The sequence below is a fragment of the Acinetobacter sp. genome (assembly GCF_041919735.1).
GTDB lineage: Bacteria > Pseudomonadota > Gammaproteobacteria > Pseudomonadales > Moraxellaceae > Acinetobacter.
The window spans coordinates 16,757-28,874 of record NZ_JAYRTF010000010.1 but is presented as its reverse complement, the minus strand read 5'-3'; the positions used below and the strand labels follow the sequence as shown (position 1 = coordinate 28,874).

Genomic DNA, 12,118 nt, shown 5'->3' with positions numbered 1-12,118 from the left:
CATTTTTGCATTTTTTTGTATTCAATTATTGAAAGAGACCGCCAAGATGCGTCTCGGTATCATTATAAATCCATCTTATTGCCGCAGGATGGCGATATGGCTGGCCATATCCATAGCATCAATATCAACACGATTGGCACTTTTGACGATCAAGGACATATCAAATTCCCGCTTTGCGCATCAGCAGGCTGTGCAGCTGATGCGCATTTGCTGATATTTATTAGCTTGGATCATTTTCAAGCAAATCAATGGATGCTTGATCCACGCTTTTCTGCGCTGCCGTTCGAAAACTTAAAGATCGACCAGCTTTTCTTGCGCAATCACAATGCCGTTATTGTCTGCATAGACAAAGTCGCCAGATGAGATGCTCACGCCGCCAAAGTTCAGCTGGAGATCCGTTTCGCCTGCGCCTTTACGGTTGCTTTTTTGCGGAATAGACGCCAGTGCATGAACACCCAAGTCAAGCTGTGCAATGGCATCCACATCACGCACACAGCCATAAATAATGACGCCGTTCCAATGATGCTGCACTGCAGACTCTGCAATCATATCGCCCATCAGCGCACAGCGCATCGACGCGCCGCCATCGACAACCAATACTTTGCCTGTGCCGTCTGTTGCCAATAGCTCTTTAACCCGTGAATTATCTTCAAAACACTTTACAGTTACAGCCTGTCCGCCAAAACTTTTGCGCGCGCCATAACTTTTGAAAAATTTTCCATCCATCGATGGCGTAACCACTTGAATGTTTTTTTCTGGGTTGTCATCCAATAGATCGCAAGTTACAAAAGGCACTGTAGACACGGTTTTATCCCTCATTTGGTTTTTTGTATGCGTAAATTATCATAAATCTGAAATTTTTCAGTTTGAGTTTGCGCCGCATCGACCATAGTATGAGCCACCTGACGCGCTGTCACTGGCTTGAATTTAAAATTATCCGGCACCAAATGCGAAAAGCGCTGATACAGTTTTTGCGCAGCATCTTCCAGTTTGCGCTGCTCCTGACGCTGGCCCAGCAATAAAGATGGACGGACAATAGAAGTGCAAGGCAAATTCAAGCTTTGCACATAATATTCCAGCTCGCCTTTCACCCGATTATAGAAAAAAGTGGATTTTGCATCCGCCCCCAGCGCGCTGAGCAGGACATAATGCGTATCCATGTTTTCCAGCAAATCAGCAAAATGCGCGTTGATAACAAAGTCAGTATTGTAAAATTTTTCCTTCGTTCCCACCTGCTTCATAGTCGTTCCCAGGCAGCTGAAAGCATGGGTATAGCCGCTGACGTCCTGTTCATTCAGCATCAAGAAGTCCTGAATTTCAAATTGCTGAACTTTTGCCAAATGGTTAAATTCTTCATCGCGCTGGCGCACCACGGCGGTGATATTCGCGCAATTGGCATTTTGACTCAGCTGCCGAATCAGCTCACGCCCAACCAAACCGGTGGCCCCAATTACAATTGCATTTTCAATAGATTTAATCATTTTTTGAACAATCTCCCTGCATTCTGAATAATCTAACGTTTTCTTTGAAATTTTTCTTCATCTAAAATGTTGTCAAAGCATGTCAAGACTTGACTTAACTGCATAATCTCATCAAAATATGGCACTTGTTTACGGGCTGGTGATAGTTCTGCTGATGTGGTTTTCAGTTGAATTTCAGCCCGCCCAGACCAATCTATTTCAAGGAGTGCACGAGTGGCAAACTCTGCTCAAGCTAAAAAACGTGCTCGTCAAAACGTTAAAGCACGCAAACACAACGCTAGCTTACGTTCTATGGTTCGTACTTATCTTAAACGTACAGTAGCGGCTATCGCTGCTGGTGATTATGCTGCTGCTTCAGAAGCATACAAAACTGCGGTACCTGTAATTGACCGTATGGCTGATAAAGGCATCATCCATAAAAACAAAGCTGCTCGTCATAAGAGCCGTTTAAATGCACAAGTTAAAGCTTTAGCTAACTAATTTGATGCAAAAATAAAAAAAGCCCTTTCGGGCTTTTTTTATATCTAAAATATTTATTTCCCGATCAATGACTGCTTTTTCCATAAACGGCAAGACATTTCCTCTAACGAAAAAATATATTTAAATCATCTTCTTTTTATCGTGAACGCCATATACGCAAAGTTTTAGAATCATTAGCCAAGCAGCGAATAGCAATGATTCCTCTCAACAATATTTAGGATTTGAGTTGTAGAAAATGTCACGGATTTCCCTAATAAATCTGAAACTCTCAAACATGTCTCATACGTGGATGGATTAAAACTATTGGAAGCGCTGCCCCAACCCCAAGTGGAAAGCTGAATTTAGATATAGATGAGCAAGCTAATCAAATTTTTTCACATTTAGAAAGTATTTATAGAGTCACAGGCTCTGGATTAGATTTTTTTAAAACATAAGGTAAAACTATAATCACTTAAAAAAATTATGGTATTGTGCTTCTGGCGGTCATTGTGATCCAAATAACAAACAGGTGATTCTGATGATTAATAAATTTCTTCCTACACTTGAAAAATTTCAGCCCGCAGAACAGCAATACATAGAATATTTCACAGCCAAAGGCGAAAAAGACGTCTTGGGAAAAGTCATTTCCAACATGAAAGGCACCGCAGAAATTCAAGCGTCGCAAGGCGTCGATGCATGGCTGAGCTATGGCGTCTATTTACCTGCAGTCGAGCGTATTTTCGCACTGCATCATGGCGAAAATGAAGACGCTTTTTACACCCGAACGCAATACCCAAAGGCTGTTGTCGAAGCCTATACCATCCCAGATCATCAAATTGCCACCTTGATTGCCGCAGATAAATACAGCCACATTCATCAGCAAAGCGTGCCCGTGAATACTGCACTTTGGCCTTTGAATGACGACGGAATGACACTCGACTTGCACGAGTTTCCTGAACGCCTCAAAGCAAAAATTTAGAGCCGCATCCCCTCTGCAATGGCCATAAAAAAGCACTGCCTGCACATTTCATCAGACAGTGCTTTTTATCGCCATTTTACGGCTGGACTTGCTGCTGAAATTCCGCAATATCCAGTTCGTTCAATTGGCCGCGCCAGATCCATTTCAGTTTGGACTCCAAAAACACATCGCCCTCAAACCAGACAAATAGACCTTCCATCATCTTCGGCCAATCTTCTCTAGTAACAATATGCTTGCCTGAAATCACCGCTAAAATAGCCGCCAGAATTGTATCGTGGCTTACCGCAAGGCTTAGGCCATAAGGATTGGTTGGATGCGTGTTGTAAATCAGCTCTAAAACATCCACCACCCCAAGAATCGGATGCTTCATGCCGGGCAATGCATTATTCACAAAGCTATTGATAAACCCCAGGGCACCCTGTTTTTGAAAATACGGTCCGGCTTGCTTAATATCTAAAACAAAACTGCCCGGCTCAACCAAAAGCCCCTGCTCAATAATTTCAATATGATGCGTATTCGGTTCTACTGTTTGCGCATCAGCGCCTTGGATCATCAGCGCAGCGGTATCGACACAGCGCTGAATTGGACTAGAAATGCAGTGCTGAATGACCCGATCCGTATTATCAATCAGATAGGAGCCCCAAGATTCAGCCAAGTCCCTCCCTTGGTTGGTCAGCTGCAAATCATAGCCTGCAAGCCCCTGCCCAACCACAACTTCACGGATGGAATGCCGCGTAAATAGTGTTACAGGAGTCTTTGCGTCCGGCAATAAGTCTATTGCATTGAACATACTGGACGGGAGCAAATCTAAGGGCATAATTCTTTTAACTCAAGAGTACCCAACCACTATAACATGAACAGTTTTTTGCTCAATGGCGTTTCTGCATCAAAGCCAGCGCCTGCATCGCAATTTCCTTCATCTCTGCATTTTTATATGCCATAAATCCGCCATTCAGCAAGGTGTCGCGCTGATTGTACAAGAACGGCCGGCCTTTAAAATCCACCAAGCCGCCGCCAATCCGTTCAATCAGGCATTGCCCTGCACTGGTATCCCACTCACAGGTCGGATGAAAGCGCGGATAAATATCCACACGGTCTTCCAGCATCATGCAGAATTTATACGCGCTGCCGGCTTTATACACACTGAATTCAGTCAGCGCTGCCAGTTCATCTAAATACTCTGCGTATTTCGGCTTATTCTGACTGCTTTGACTTAAGCCGATCTGCACGCCGCGCTGATGCTCTGGCGCCGCATACCTATACCACTGTGCCTGCTGATAGTTGAATTTCAGCGGCAAGCCCTGTTCCGGGCAAAAATACAAGGTTTGCTCCCCCGGTATCGCCAATACCGCAAAGACCGTTTCCGAGCCGTCCACCAAGCTGAGATTAATGGTAAATTCTGGGCGCTTGTGCAAAAATTCTTTGGTGCCATCCAGCGGATCCAACAGCCAAAACCGCTGCCAATTCTGCCGCCCATCCTGTTCGCCTTCTTCGGACAGCAGCGGCAAATCAGAAATTTTAGCCAGCTCTGAAGCAATATATGCATTGGCGCGAAAATCCGCCTGCGTAACCGGAGAATGATCCGCTTTTTCTTCCACATTAAACGCATCACCTGCGCAATATCGCTGATATTCTTCTCGCAAAATTTCGCAAGCCTGTGTCACAATGGGCACCAGCTGTAAAATCATTGAATCTTGCGGCGACGCTGCTGTTTTAAACATAGAAAGCCTTTTATATGCCAAATTACTCAGACAAACCCGTAATCATTTTCGACATGGACGGGACGCTGCTTGATCTTGACTATGATGATTTCATCTGGAATCATCTTCTGCCTATCCGCTATGCGCAAACGCATGATTGTTCATTAGAACACAGCAAACAGATCTTGGCCGAATTTTATCAAGAACATAATCATACCTTAAATTGGTATTCAACACGCTTTTGGACAGCCAAAGTGGGGGTTGATGTGCTCGCTATGCAGATTGAGCATAAGCACCGCGTTGCGCAGCGCGCAGGCTGCATTGAACTGCTGAGCTATTTAAAAGCCAATGATTATCCTGTTTGGCTGGCAACCAATGCGGATACCGCTGGACTGGCCTTCAAATTAGAAGAAACCGGCATTGGCGAATATTTTGATGTGATGGTCAGCAGTGAAACGTTGGGGCATGCCAAAGAATTTCAGCCTTTTTGGCAAAAGCTGCAGCAAATGCACGCCTTTGACCCGAAGCATTGCTATTTCATTGATGACACTGAAAAAGTGCTGAATGGCGCTGCCGCCTTCGGCATTCAAAACCTGTACAGTATTGCACAGCCCTCATCGGCAAATTCACCGCGCAGCGCTTGCAATTTTCCTATGCTGGACGCATTAACAGATTTAATTGCTATTTTAGAAAGTTCACACGTAGAGCATCCTGCTGCAGAAAGCGCTATTCCTGAAATTTCTATTGCTGTTCAAGATGAGGAACTGAAAAAATATGCGTAAATCAAATCTGGCCGAAGATGCGGTTGGAATGCGTATAGATAAATGGCTCTGGGCTGCGCGCTTTTTCAAGACCCGCTCGATTGCCAAAAACGCCATTGAAGGCGGTAAAGTGCATCATAATGGCGAACGGGTCAAAGTATCGCGTGAAGTCCGCATCGGCATGGAACTGACCATTGTGCAAGGCATTGAAAAAAAATCAGTTGTCGTCAAAGCGCTGTCAGATGTACGCGGGCCGGCGCCGGCCGCTCAGCTCTTGTATGAAGAAACTGAAGTCAGTATCGCCAAAAGAGAGTTGCTTGCATCGCAAAGAAAGCTGCATAATCTGGCACGCCCAGATCATCGGCCCAGCAAAAAAGACCGCCGAGATATTGGCAAATTTAAAAGAGAAAATGATCAGCAGTTTGACCAGCATTGGTCTTATAATGATGATGAATAGAGAGCGTCACAATATGTCGCACATATTGTGATTTTTACTGTACATAAGGATAATTTCTGTCACTATACCCCTGTGGAAAACGTTTTAAGTACATACATCCACTTGAGTATATAGTTTGTGACATCGTATTGAGGTTCTAAGATGGATGATAATAAAAGCAAGGCGCTGAATGCGGCCCTGAGCCAAATTGAAAAGCAATTCGGCAAAAATACCGTAATGCGTCTTGGCGACAATACCGTTCAAGCTGTTGAAGCCGTATCGACGGGTTCTTTAACTCTAGATATCGCGCTTGGCATTGGCGGTTTACCGAAAGGCCGTATTGTAGAAATTTACGGCCCTGAATCTTCAGGTAAAACCACCATGACATTGCAAGCAATTGCGCAATGTCAAAAAGCTGGCGGCACTTGCGCATTTATCGATGCGGAACACGCGCTTGACCCTCAATATGCCCGCAAACTGGGTGTAGATATCGACAATCTTCTCGTATCGCAGCCCGACAACGGTGAACAGGCGCTGGAAATTGCCGACATGCTGGTGCGCTCTGGCGCGATTGACATGATCGTTGTCGACTCCGTTGCCGCTTTGACGCCTCGCGCTGAAATTGAAGGTGAAATGGGCGACTCGCATATGGGCCTGCAAGCCCGCTTGATGAGCCAAGCTTTGCGTAAAATTACCGGTAACGCTAAACGCTCAAACTGCATGGTGATCTTCATTAACCAAATCCGTATGAAGATTGGCGTCATGTTCGGCAGCCCGGAAACCACCACTGGCGGTAACGCATTAAAATTCTATGCGTCTGTCCGTTTAGACATCCGCCGTATCGGCCAAGTGAAAGAAGGCGACGAAATTATCGGCTCTGAAACCAAAGTTAAAGTCGTGAAGAACAAAATGGCCCCTCCTTTCCGTGAAGCCATCTTCCAGATTCTTTACGGCAAAGGCGTGAACCACTTAGGCGAATTGGTAGATTTGGCCGTTCAGCAGGAAATCGTGCAAAAAGCCGGTGCTTGGTATTCATACCAAGGCGACAAAATTGGTCAAGGTAAAAACAATACCATCCGCCATTTAGAAGAACACCCTGAATTAGTGCAAACGATTGAAAAAATGATCCGTGATCAGCTTTTAACGACTGGCACTGTGCCTGCAGAAGACAAAGATGAAGTTGAGCCGGACTTTTTAGACGCTTAAATCTGCATCCTTGACGCAATTCTGCTGAAAGCATCAATTCCCAAGCCTGAAAAGCTGAACATTCCAAACTTTTCAGGTTAAACTGCAAAACGCCCCGAGGGGCGTTTTTCTATATAAGCCCAGACCTTCATGAACGATTCAAAATTTCCCAAGCTCATTAATTACCAAGCGCTGAAACAGGAATTTGGCGAAGAGCCAGATCAGTCAGCACATTCGTATTCGAACACCCCCCTCCCAAACGATAATGCTTTAAATTTTGAGCAGGAACGCACTGAAAAAAAACCTGGCCTGCAAGGCTCCCGCTTGCGCTCTTACGCCTTTGCCGTACTGACACGCAAGGAATACTCCAAAGCTGAATTAATTGAAAAACTGGCCTTATATGCCGAATCACGTGATGAAGTGATTGCACTGGTCGATGAACTGGCCGCGCAGCAGTATCAAAGTGATCAGCGTGTCGCTGAAATTATGCTGTCCAGCCAGAAGCGCAAAGGCAAAGGCCCCAATCAAATCAAGATGAAGCTCAAAAGCAAGAAAATTGATAGCGCATTGATTGCAGAGGAACTGAAAGAAACGGATTGGGCAGATCAGGCCTATCAGCTGAAAGTACGAAAATACGGCTTGGAAGTGACCAAAGACCCTAAAATCAAAGCCGAGCAAATCCGCTTTTTAATGTATCGAGGCTTTGAAATGGATGCAATTATGAAAGCAATTAACAGAAAAGAAAATGATGACGAGTAAAACTAAAACACTTACTTAAAAGTATTTATCAATAAGAAGAATAAATAGAGATTTGAGTGAAAGAGAAGAAAAGTAATTTTATTATTTTAGAATCTGGTGGCAACCCTGCCAGCAAGCCTTCGGCACATCATAGGTCTACTACCGTTGCTACCTTCCGGTCCTGGCGGGGTTCGTAGATTACAATTGCGAAGTAACCAGCAGGGCTACCATTGCAAGAACAGAGTATAGAGATTTTTCATGAACTTGCAAGGCAAATTGCTGATTTTAACTAAGCTGCTTATTCGTTTGATTATTTATACAGCAAAACTCAAATTATCCCGCTAAATTGCAGTGAAGCGCCTTGCCCAGAGGTTTACTTTAAAACACAACAACTTTGCAAATGCTTATTGCTTTTCAATCCTTTGACGTTTTTAATGTGACTATCTCATTCAGACAAGGAAGCAGATTTCTATCTCGCAAAATACGGGCTAAAGGCTTTTCAATAGAAATTATGCTTCTGCAAAACAATACGGAAATTTTATGACGCTACATCAGCATGCTCTTGGTGCCATCACCTTATTATGCGCAGCTCCAGTCCTCGCAAATGTTCCCATTGAATCGCGCGGTTTAAGCCAAAATGGCGCTGCTTACAGTCAAAATACCCCAGCTGCCTACTCTTCCAGCAACAATGCCGCAGACAGCGCACCAGTGACGACCAATCTCAACTGGCAGCTGATGCAAAAAAACCAGCAGCTGGAAAATGACATTCGGGCATTGCGCGGCAAAATGGAAGAACAGGACAATGAGATTGCGCAATTAAAAAGTGAACTCACCAACCGCTATGCCGACCTAGACCAGCGATTGGAAATGCTGCAGCAAAAAGTCGAACCAACGGATGATGCCAATGCGGAGGATAACCAACAGGATACTGCACCCAGCAGTACAACCAGCCAGCCCGCAGCAGTAAAAAGCGCCAATACTGCTCCACCACCCGCTCCGGCAAAGCCGGCAGCAGCTGTTCCGCCGGCCGCGGCAAAGCCTGCGGTTCAGCCAGCGATTGTCAGCACTCAGCCGGCATCTCCAGCTGAGCTGGATAAAGCAGCCTATACTGTTGCTTTAGATGCCTATAAGCAAGGCGGCGCGAAGAAAGCTATTGCGCCAATGCAGAATTTTATTAAAAACAACCCAAATAGTGTCTACATCAGCAATGCGCACTTTTGGCTTGCGGAATTTAATTTAGCGATCGACCCAACAAATTATGCCGAAGCCAAACGCAACTATGCGGTTGTTGCCAATAAATATCCCAATTCAGCCCGCGCATCCCGTGCGCTGTATCAGCTTTACAGCATAGCCAAAGATGTTGACCACAACGCTGCTCAGGCCACTCAGTACAAGCAGAAGCTGCTGAAAAGCTATCCGCAATCGGAAGAAGCAAAATATTTTAAATAAACTTTTCCAGATTAAAAAAACCGCCTATTGGCGGTTTTTTTAATAAATTCAGCGTTTAACGTACAATCCCGCGTGCTGACTGCTCAATTGAATCAATCAGCAGCTGCGCTTCAGCAACTTCCGGCAGAATCTCGGCACGGATTTTCTGTACCGCTTCATCAGAAGTTAGGCCAGATTTATAAATCAGCTTAAATGCTTCACGCAGGCCTTGAATGACGTTTTTAGACCAGCCCTTGCGGCGCATGCCTTCAACATTCATTGCAAATGCATGTGCTGGATTGCCCGAGACCATGACATAAGCTGGGACATCTTTTAGAATCAACGAAGCGCCCCCAATCATGCTGTAAGAATCAATCTTGCAGAATTGATGAATGCCTGAGTTGCCGCCGACAATCACATAATCGCCAATGTGCACATGACCGGCCACACCCACGTTATTTGCAAAAATATTGTGATCGCCCACAATACAGTCATGCGCAATATGCGTATTGACCATCAGCAGGTTGTGGCTGCCGACTTTGGTCAAACCATGATCCTGTACTGTACCGCGGTGCAGGCTGCAATGTTCACGAATCGAATTATGATCACCGATTTCCAGCCAAGTTTCTTCACCTGCATACTTCAAGTCCTGACAGACTTCACCGACACTGGCAAACTGAAAAATTTCATTATTTTGGCCAATTTTGGTAAATCCGCCAATCACGACATGTGAGTGGATTTTCGTACCTGCGCCGATGGTAACATTTGGGCCAATAATTGAATATGGGCCAATTTGCACATCTGGTGCAATTACTGCAGATGAGTCAATAATAGCGGTTGGGTGAATAAATTCGTTATTGCTCATGCTTGCTCTGTTTTCTGTTGCGTAATCATAATTTCCGCAGTAGCAGCAACAATACCGTCAACTGTAGCAATACAGTTGTACTTATAAATGCCACGCTTTTGCATCACGAGTTCAGATTTTAAAACAAGCTGATCACCAGGCACAACCTGCTTTTTAAAACGAACGCGCTCTGCGCCTGCAAATAGGAAAATTTTATCACTCGATGGCTTCTGATTGTTCATCACAAAGCCAAGAATGCCTGAAATTTGCGCCATTGCTTCAACAATCAGCACACCCGGCATGATTGGATAGCCAGGAAAATGTCCTTGTAAAAATTCTTCATTCATTGAGACATTCTTATAGCCCACGATGCCCGAATCCGTAATTTCTGTTACTCGGTCTACGAGCAGGAAAGGATAGCGGTGCGGCAAATATTCACGGATGGTTTGAATTTGCATCGGCAGTTCAGGCTTTGTGAACGCAGGAGTATTTGACTCAGTCATCATAATTATTTACGCAATTTAAAAGTTGATTCAAGGGACTCTACTTGAGACTGCATATGATCAAGTTTTTTCATCAATTGGGTCAATGGCACATCTGCTAATTGTTTAAAGCGCACAGCTGCGCGTTTCCACTGCAGGCTTTCCAGCATTGGCGTTCCGGAAGAATAGCTCCCAGCCTCAGAAATACTTTTTGTGACCATTGACATACCGGTAATCGTCACGTTATCTGCAATATTAATGTGCCCGACCACGCCGACAGCTCCTGCAAGCACACAGTTTTTGCCAATCGTTGTACTGCCGGCTATGCCGCACTTGGCCGCCATGGCTGTATTGGCGCCAACTTTCACATTGTGGGCAATTTGCACAAGGTTATCAATAATGACGCCATCTTCTAAAATTGTGTCATCCAAAGCACCGCGGTCAATGCTGCAATTGGAGCCGATACGCACATCATTTCCAATACGCACAGAACCGAGCTGAGCAATGCGGTGCCATTTGCCCTGATAGGGCGCAAAACCGAAGCCTTCACCGCCTACCACTGTATTTGCATGGATGCGCACGCGGTCACCCACTTTAGACTGGCCTGTCAGTACAACATGCGAATCAATAAAGCATTGCTTGCCGATTTCCACATCATCATCGATCTTGCAATGAGATTGGATGACTGTCTCATCGCCAACCACGCAATGCGCGCCAATGACGGCATAATGGCCAATATAGGCGGTATCGGAAATCATTGCAGAAGGATCAATTTGCGCAGTGCTTTCAATGCCAGCCGCGCTATGCTTTTTCTCAAACACATGCGTCAAAATTGCGAAAGCCAAATACGGGTTCGCGACAACAATAAAATTCTTATGAGATGCAAGCTGTTCTTTTAATGCAGCAGTCACAATCAGAGCGCCTGCTTTTGACTGCTGCGCTGAATCAATATACTTATCGGCATTGACGAATGCCAAATGCTGGGCTTCTGCATGCTCCAAGCTTGCCAGACCCGCAAGCTGGAGATCAGGCTGACCGACACACTCACCTTGCACAAGATGAGCGAGTTTCTCTAAGCTGATTTTTTGATGATTCATTGATTACTTGATTGCATTAACCTTTTGAATCATTTTATCAGTTAAATCATACTTAGGGTCATAGGCCAGCGCTGAATTTTTATTCAAAACAACATCAAGATTGTTTTCTTTACGCAATTGTTCCGCTGCCTGCTTAATTCTTGAGTCCATGGTGCGGTTCAGCGCCTGAATATTGGTTTCCACCATACCTTGAACTTTCTGCTGCAAGGTATTCAATTCCTGCAATTTCGACTGATATTGCTGAGTCATAGTTTTCTTTTCAGCATCAGACAGTTTCACGCCTTGCTGTGCGCGCTGCTGCAAAGCTTCCAATTCTTTGGTTAAGCTTTCTATTTTTGCAGTTTGCGGCTTAACTTGCTGCTGCATGCTGGCATTTTGCTGCTTAATATAAGCGCTTTGCTCAACAATTTTTTCCAAATCAACAATGCCATAACCGGCAGCATGTGCTGCTGAAACACTCATCATGCCAAGCGCAATCATTGCGCCTAATAACTTTTTCATCACTATTCCTTGCTTAAAGCTTATTCT

The 12,118-nt window shown here is 44.9% G+C and carries 15 protein-coding genes and 1 other RNA gene; 7 read left to right on the top strand and 9 right to left on the bottom strand.

Annotated features, from left to right (window positions below; genetic code table 11):
- Nucleotides 1-291 precede the first annotated feature (291 nt).
- On the bottom strand, nucleotides 292-804 hold the full coding sequence (rraA, locus tag ACE3T3_RS07700; RefSeq protein ID WP_374665638.1) for a ribonuclease E activity regulator RraA: 513 nt from the start codon (nucleotides 802-804) through the stop codon (nucleotides 292-294).
- Between the two features lie 11 nt (nucleotides 805-815).
- Complete coding sequence (locus ACE3T3_RS07695) at nucleotides 816-1,481, bottom strand: NAD(P)H-binding protein (protein ID WP_374665636.1); 666 nt, start codon at nucleotides 1,479-1,481, stop codon at nucleotides 816-818.
- A 213-nt stretch (nucleotides 1,482-1,694) separates the two neighbouring features.
- Between ACE3T3_RS07695 and rpsT the strand changes: the two genes are divergently transcribed.
- Both rpsT and ACE3T3_RS07685 read left to right on the top strand, forming a co-directional pair.
- On the top strand, nucleotides 1,695-1,961 hold the full coding sequence (gene rpsT / locus ACE3T3_RS07690) for a 30S ribosomal protein S20 (RefSeq protein WP_005010321.1): 267 nt from the start codon (nucleotides 1,695-1,697) through the stop codon (nucleotides 1,959-1,961).
- 517 nt (nucleotides 1,962-2,478) lie between these two features.
- Nucleotides 2,479-2,919, top strand: a complete 441-nt coding sequence (locus ACE3T3_RS07685) for a hypothetical protein (protein ID WP_374665633.1) — start codon at nucleotides 2,479-2,481, stop codon at nucleotides 2,917-2,919.
- 76 nt (nucleotides 2,920-2,995) lie between these two features.
- Here the strand turns inward: ACE3T3_RS07685 and ACE3T3_RS07680 are convergent, their stop codons facing one another.
- Nucleotides 2,996-3,736: a histidine phosphatase family protein gene (locus ACE3T3_RS07680; RefSeq protein WP_374665631.1), complete on the bottom strand. Its 741-nt coding sequence runs from the start codon at nucleotides 3,734-3,736 to the stop codon at nucleotides 2,996-2,998.
- Nucleotides 3,737-3,788: 52 nt separating this feature from the next.
- The gene (locus tag ACE3T3_RS07675; protein ID WP_374665629.1) at nucleotides 3,789-4,640 is read right to left on the bottom strand and encodes a 3'(2'),5'-bisphosphate nucleotidase CysQ; all 852 of its coding nucleotides are present in this window, start codon (nucleotides 4,638-4,640) and stop codon (nucleotides 3,789-3,791) included.
- A gap of 14 nt (nucleotides 4,641-4,654) precedes the next feature.
- Here ACE3T3_RS07675 and ACE3T3_RS07670 point away from each other — a divergent pair, with 14 nt between their 5' ends.
- The 4 genes from ACE3T3_RS07670 to ACE3T3_RS07655 all read left to right on the top strand — a co-directional run bounded on the left by ACE3T3_RS07670 (nucleotide 4,655) and on the right by ACE3T3_RS07655 (nucleotide 7,760).
- Nucleotides 4,655-5,401: an HAD-IA family hydrolase gene (locus tag ACE3T3_RS07670; RefSeq protein WP_374665627.1), complete on the top strand. Its 747-nt coding sequence runs from the start codon at nucleotides 4,655-4,657 to the stop codon at nucleotides 5,399-5,401.
- Nucleotides 5,394-5,837 (top strand): RNA-binding S4 domain-containing protein, encoded by a 444-nt coding sequence (locus tag ACE3T3_RS07665; protein ID WP_374665625.1) that lies wholly within the window; start codon nucleotides 5,394-5,396, stop codon nucleotides 5,835-5,837. Before ACE3T3_RS07670 ends, ACE3T3_RS07665 begins: the two co-directional genes overlap by 8 nt.
- A gap of 141 nt (nucleotides 5,838-5,978) precedes the next feature.
- The gene (gene recA / locus ACE3T3_RS07660) at nucleotides 5,979-7,022 is read left to right on the top strand and encodes a recombinase RecA (protein WP_374665623.1); all 1,044 of its coding nucleotides are present in this window, start codon (nucleotides 5,979-5,981) and stop codon (nucleotides 7,020-7,022) included.
- Nucleotides 7,023-7,151: 129 nt separating this feature from the next.
- Nucleotides 7,152-7,760, top strand: coding sequence for a regulatory protein RecX (locus ACE3T3_RS07655; protein WP_374665621.1), 609 nt, complete (start codon nucleotides 7,152-7,154; stop codon nucleotides 7,758-7,760).
- Nucleotides 7,761-7,863: 103 nt separating this feature from the next.
- Here the strand turns inward: ACE3T3_RS07655 and ffs are convergent.
- An RNA gene (gene ffs, locus ACE3T3_RS07650) (signal recognition particle sRNA small type) lies at nucleotides 7,864-7,960 on the bottom strand.
- Between the two features lie 319 nt (nucleotides 7,961-8,279).
- On the opposite strand from ffs, the gene ACE3T3_RS07645 reads away from it, so the two are divergent.
- A complete protein-coding gene (locus ACE3T3_RS07645; protein ID WP_374665619.1) occupies nucleotides 8,280-9,188 on the top strand; it encodes a YbgF trimerization domain-containing protein in 909 nt (302 codons plus the stop codon).
- A gap of 55 nt (nucleotides 9,189-9,243) precedes the next feature.
- Here ACE3T3_RS07645 and lpxA read toward each other — a convergent pair whose 3' ends face one another.
- The 4 genes from lpxA to ACE3T3_RS07625 are packed head-to-tail and all read right to left on the bottom strand — an operon-like array spanning nucleotide 9,244 to nucleotide 12,091.
- On the bottom strand, nucleotides 9,244-10,032 hold the full coding sequence (lpxA, locus tag ACE3T3_RS07640) for an acyl-ACP--UDP-N-acetylglucosamine O-acyltransferase (protein WP_374665617.1): 789 nt from the start codon (nucleotides 10,030-10,032) through the stop codon (nucleotides 9,244-9,246).
- Complete coding sequence (gene fabZ, locus ACE3T3_RS07635; protein WP_374665778.1) at nucleotides 10,029-10,514, bottom strand: 3-hydroxyacyl-ACP dehydratase FabZ; 486 nt, start codon at nucleotides 10,512-10,514, stop codon at nucleotides 10,029-10,031. Before fabZ ends, lpxA begins: the two co-directional genes overlap by 4 nt.
- Before the next feature lie 5 nt (nucleotides 10,515-10,519).
- Complete coding sequence (lpxD, locus tag ACE3T3_RS07630; protein ID WP_374665615.1) at nucleotides 10,520-11,590, bottom strand: UDP-3-O-(3-hydroxymyristoyl)glucosamine N-acyltransferase; 1,071 nt, start codon at nucleotides 11,588-11,590, stop codon at nucleotides 10,520-10,522.
- 3 nt (nucleotides 11,591-11,593) lie between these two features.
- Nucleotides 11,594-12,091, bottom strand: a complete 498-nt coding sequence (locus tag ACE3T3_RS07625) for an OmpH family outer membrane protein (protein ID WP_374665613.1) — start codon at nucleotides 12,089-12,091, stop codon at nucleotides 11,594-11,596.
- Between the last annotated feature and the right edge of the window lie 27 nt (nucleotides 12,092-12,118).

Excerpts from the sequence above, each read along its gene's own strand:
- ACE3T3_RS07675 (WP_374665629.1), bottom strand. The coding sequence starts at position 4,640 with ATGTTTAAAACAGCAGCGTCGCCGCAAGATTCAATGATTTTACAGCTG.
- ACE3T3_RS07655 (WP_374665621.1), top strand. The coding sequence starts at position 7,152 with ATGAACGATTCAAAATTTCCCAAGCTCATTAATTACCAAGCGCTGAAA.
- ACE3T3_RS07695 (WP_374665636.1), bottom strand. The coding sequence starts at position 1,481 with ATGATTAAATCTATTGAAAATGCAATTGTAATTGGGGCCACCGGTTTG.
- lpxD (WP_374665615.1), bottom strand. The coding sequence starts at position 11,590 with ATGAATCATCAAAAAATCAGCTTAGAGAAACTCGCTCATCTTGTGCAA.
- fabZ (WP_374665778.1), bottom strand. The coding sequence starts at position 10,514 with ATGACTGAGTCAAATACTCCTGCGTTCACAAAGCCTGAACTGCCGATG.
- recA (WP_374665623.1), top strand. The coding sequence starts at position 5,979 with ATGGATGATAATAAAAGCAAGGCGCTGAATGCGGCCCTGAGCCAAATT.
- lpxA (WP_374665617.1), bottom strand. The coding sequence starts at position 10,032 with ATGAGCAATAACGAATTTATTCACCCAACCGCTATTATTGACTCATCT.
- ACE3T3_RS07670 (WP_374665627.1), top strand. The coding sequence starts at position 4,655 with ATGCCAAATTACTCAGACAAACCCGTAATCATTTTCGACATGGACGGG.
- ACE3T3_RS07680 (WP_374665631.1), bottom strand. The coding sequence starts at position 3,736 with ATGCCCTTAGATTTGCTCCCGTCCAGTATGTTCAATGCAATAGACTTA.
- ACE3T3_RS07625 (WP_374665613.1), bottom strand. The coding sequence starts at position 12,091 with ATGAAAAAGTTATTAGGCGCAATGATTGCGCTTGGCATGATGAGTGTT.
- ACE3T3_RS07685 (WP_374665633.1), top strand. The coding sequence starts at position 2,479 with ATGATTAATAAATTTCTTCCTACACTTGAAAAATTTCAGCCCGCAGAA.
- ACE3T3_RS07645 (WP_374665619.1), top strand. The coding sequence starts at position 8,280 with ATGACGCTACATCAGCATGCTCTTGGTGCCATCACCTTATTATGCGCA.
- ACE3T3_RS07665 (WP_374665625.1), top strand. The coding sequence starts at position 5,394 with ATGCGTAAATCAAATCTGGCCGAAGATGCGGTTGGAATGCGTATAGAT.